At 45.3% G+C, this 3752-nt stretch carries 2 protein-coding genes and 1 pseudogene; all 3 read left to right on the forward strand.

Annotated elements, in window-relative coordinates; genetic code table 11:
- Positions 1 to 657, forward strand: a pseudogene (locus tag ACR0P9_RS08860) (adenylosuccinate lyase); the annotation flags it as partial.
- Positions 658 to 805: 148 nt separating this feature from the next.
- On the forward strand, positions 806 to 1504 hold the full coding sequence (locus tag ACR0P9_RS08865; protein WP_432619311.1) for an ABC transporter ATP-binding protein: 699 nt from the start codon (positions 806 to 808) through the stop codon (positions 1502 to 1504).
- Positions 1505 to 1509: 5 nt separating this feature from the next.
- A partial coding sequence (locus ACR0P9_RS08870; RefSeq protein WP_432619313.1) for an FtsX-like permease family protein occupies positions 1510 to 3752 on the forward strand: 2243 nt, incomplete at its 3' end.

Consider the following 3752-nt stretch of genomic DNA (forward strand, 5'->3'; position numbering starts at 1 on the left):
ACAGATATGCGTCTGCTTCAGCATCTGAAGGAACTGGAAGAGCCGTTTGAAGCACATCAGATTGGTTCTTCTGCGATGCCGTATAAGCGTAATCCGATGCGTTCGGAGCGTATCTGCTCTCTGGCTCGCTATGTCATGATTGATACACTCAATCCGGCTGTTACCTCTGCAACGCAGTGGTTCGAGCGCACGCTGGATGACTCCGCAAACAAGCGTATTTCTGTTCCGGAAGCATTCCTTGGTATCGATGCTATCCTGAACATTATGATTAACATCTCTGAGGGCATCGTGGTTTATCCGAAGTCCATCGAGAAGCGCGTGATGAGCGAGCTGCCGTTTATGGCAACCGAAAACATCATGATGAGTGCAGTAAAGCGCGGCGGCAACCGTCAGGAGTTGCATGAGCGCATTCGTGAGCACTCCATCACCGCTGGCAAGCGCGTGAAGGAAGAGGGCTTGGACAACAACATGGTAGACCTGATTGCTGCTGACCCGATGTTCGGTCTGACTAAGGAAGAGATTCTGGCAGAGATGAACCCGAAGGCATACATTGGCCGCGCACCGCAGCAGGTAGAAGACTTCATCAAGAACGACGTGATGCCGCGCATTGAGAAGTATCTGGCTGATGACAACATCAAGGTTGAGATTAACCTGTAATTTTATTCAATGGAATCGTTTAGACCGCAGAACATGATGTTCTGCGGTCTTTTTTCGCGCATTCGTACAAAATGTCATCTTGACTTGTTCTGGCGATGGGCATATACTAATTAGAGATTGCTAACTGCTAGAAAGTGGAGAATGACATATGTTTTTGGAAATCCATCAGATTCGGAAATCCTTCGGAGAAGGAGAAAATCGAGTAGAAGTGTTAAAAGGAATTGACCTTGCGATTGAAAAAGGGGAGTTTTGTGTGCTTTTAGGCGCGTCTGGTTCGGGCAAATCGACGCTGCTCAATATTATCGGCGGCATTGATGAAGCAGACAGTGGCGATATTTGCATTCGAGAGACAAAATTGGCAGATATGAATGAGAAAGCACTAACTTTGTATCGCAGAAATCATCTGGGATATATTTTTCAGATGTACAATTTGATTCCCAATTTGACCGTGCGGGAAAACATCGAAGTCGGCGCGTATTTGTCCACACATCCGCTGGATGTAGAGGAATTGCTGCATACCTTAGGGCTGTATGAGCATCAAAACAAGCTGCCCGATCAGTTGTCTGGTGGTCAGCAGCAGCGCACAGCAATCGGACGGGCTGTAGTGAAAAATCCAGATCTGTTGTTGTGCGATGAGCCGACCGGTGCACTGGACTATCACACATCCAAAGAGATTCTCAAGCTCATTGAAACCGTCAATCAAAAATACGGGAATACGGTTATTATGGTAACGCACAATGATGCGATCAAAGATATGGCTGATCGCGTGGTACGTCTGCGCGATGGTATGATTTTGAAAAACTATACCAATACGTCCCGCATTCCGGCAGAAAAACTAGAATGGTGAAGCACATGAAAAATCCTCTGAGAAAACGATACTGGCGCGATTTTAAGCAGGAAATCGGTAAATATCTCGTGATTTTCCTGCTGATGACGGCAAGTATTGGATTTGTTTCCGGCTTTTTGGTTGCCGATGGCAGTATGCTGCAAGCGTATCATGATAGCTTTGAAACCTATCATGTGGAAGACGGCAATTTTACGGTACAAAATCAGCTCAATCACGCGCAAATCCGCGACATAGAAGCGCAAGGCGTTACACTGTACGATTTGTTTTACACACAGAAGCAGCTGACCAATGACAGCAAGCTGCGTATTTTTGCCAAACGAGAGCAAGTCAACTTAGAATGCCTCATGGAAGGTGAGATGCCGAAACATTCCAATGAAATTGCTATTGACCGCATGTATGCCGATAATAATAATCTTTCTGTTGGCGATACGCTGACAAGTGACAAGCAGACTTGGACCATTACCGGCTTGCTGGCACTATCAGATTACAGCTGTTTGTTTGAGAACAACAGCGACACGATGTTTGACGCGACAAAGTTCGGCGTTGCCATTGTGACACAAGATGCCTTTGCTGCCATCTCGGCGGAGGACAAGACGTTTTGCTATGCTTGGACCTATCAGCAGGCACCTGCCGATGAGACAGAAGAAAACGCAAAAGCAGAGGATTTTTTGGAATTTTTGAGCGGAAAAGTTGCTTTGACAGGCTTTATTCCGCGTTATACCAATCAGGCGATTCTTTTTGCCGGAAATGATATGGGCAGTGACCGCGGCATGATGATTATGCTGCTGTATATGGTTATCGCCATTATGGCGTTTGTCTTTTGTTTGATTATCCGTGATACCATAACCAAAGAAGCGGCTGTCATTGGCACCCTGCGGGCATCTGGATATACCAAACAGGAGTTGATCCGGCATTATATGACGATGCCGACGATTGTCACCTTGGTGAGTGCCTTGCTGGGAAATATCATCGGCTATTCATTTATGAAGGATTACTGTGCAGGCATGTATTATGGAAGCTATAGCCTGCCGACGTATGTAACCATCTGGAATGGAGAAGCCTTCGTGCTCACAACGGTAATTCCCGTGCTCATGATGGTCGTTTTGACTTGGATTATTTTGCGGCGCAAGCTGACGCTGCCTCCGCTCAAATTTCTGCGCCGAGATTTGCGAAAAAAGCAGCAGAAAAAGCCGATATGGCTGCCAAAAAGTCTTCCATTTTTGCATCGGTTTCGTCTGCGCGTGATTTCTCAAAACATAGGAAATTATCTGATTTTATTTGTCGGCATTTTGTTTGCCAATTTACTGCTGATGTTTGGTTTGGCGCTTCCGGATGTACTTGATGTGTATCAAGAAAATTTAGAGCATAACATGCTGTGCAACTACCAGTATATTTTGCAAATGCCATATGATGCGATGAGCGATGATCCGTCGATGGGAAGTATGGTATCTGCGTTGCTGTTCCAGCTTGATGTGCAGACAAACAACGAACAGGCAGAGAAATTCACAGCATATACGCTGAAAACCGTAGATACCGGCTATGCCAGCGAAGACATCACCGTATATGGCGTTCGACCGAACAGCGAGTATATCCATTGGAAGCATACAGACGGAAGCGTGGCAATTTCTTCTCTTTACGCAGACAAATATAATTTACAGGCGGGCGATACAATCACGCTCAAAGAGCCGTATAAAGATACGCGCTATACGCTTTCTGTCTCAGATATTTCGGATTATCAAGGTGCATTGTGTGTATTTATGAGTCAAGAAGATTTGAATGCGATGTTGGATTATGACAGCGCATATTTCAGCGGCTATTTATCCGACACGCCGATTACGGATATACCAGACAAGTATCTGGCTTCTGTCATTGACATTGATGCGCTGACCAAAGTCTCTAGACAGTTGGATGTCTCTATGGGAAGCATGATGTATTTGGTTGATGGATTCGGCATTGCTGTTTTTGTGATATTGATTTATCTGCTGTCCAAAATTATCATCGAGAAAAACGCGCAGGCAATATCTATGACGAAAATCCTTGGATATAATAACCGAGAAATTAGCAGTTTGTATATCCTTTCAACGTCTGCCGTTGTCGTTGCGCTGCTGCTTCTCAGCCTTCCTATAGAGACAAATTTGCTTACCGCCCTATTTGGCGTGATTATGCGTTCAGAAATGACGGGATGGATTCCACTGGTCATTCGCACGAGAATCTATGTGCAGATGATTGTGATCGGTATCATCACATA

Origin of the sequence: Butyricicoccus sp., assembly GCF_050872565.1 — a bacterium.
Lineage (GTDB): Bacteria > Bacillota > Clostridia > Oscillospirales > Butyricicoccaceae > Butyricicoccus_A.

Bases quoted from the DNA above. Each gene is read 5' to 3' on its own strand.
- ACR0P9_RS08865 (WP_432619311.1), top strand. From the start codon at position 806: ATGTTTTTGGAAATCCATCAGATTCGGAAATCCTTCGGAGAAGGAGAA.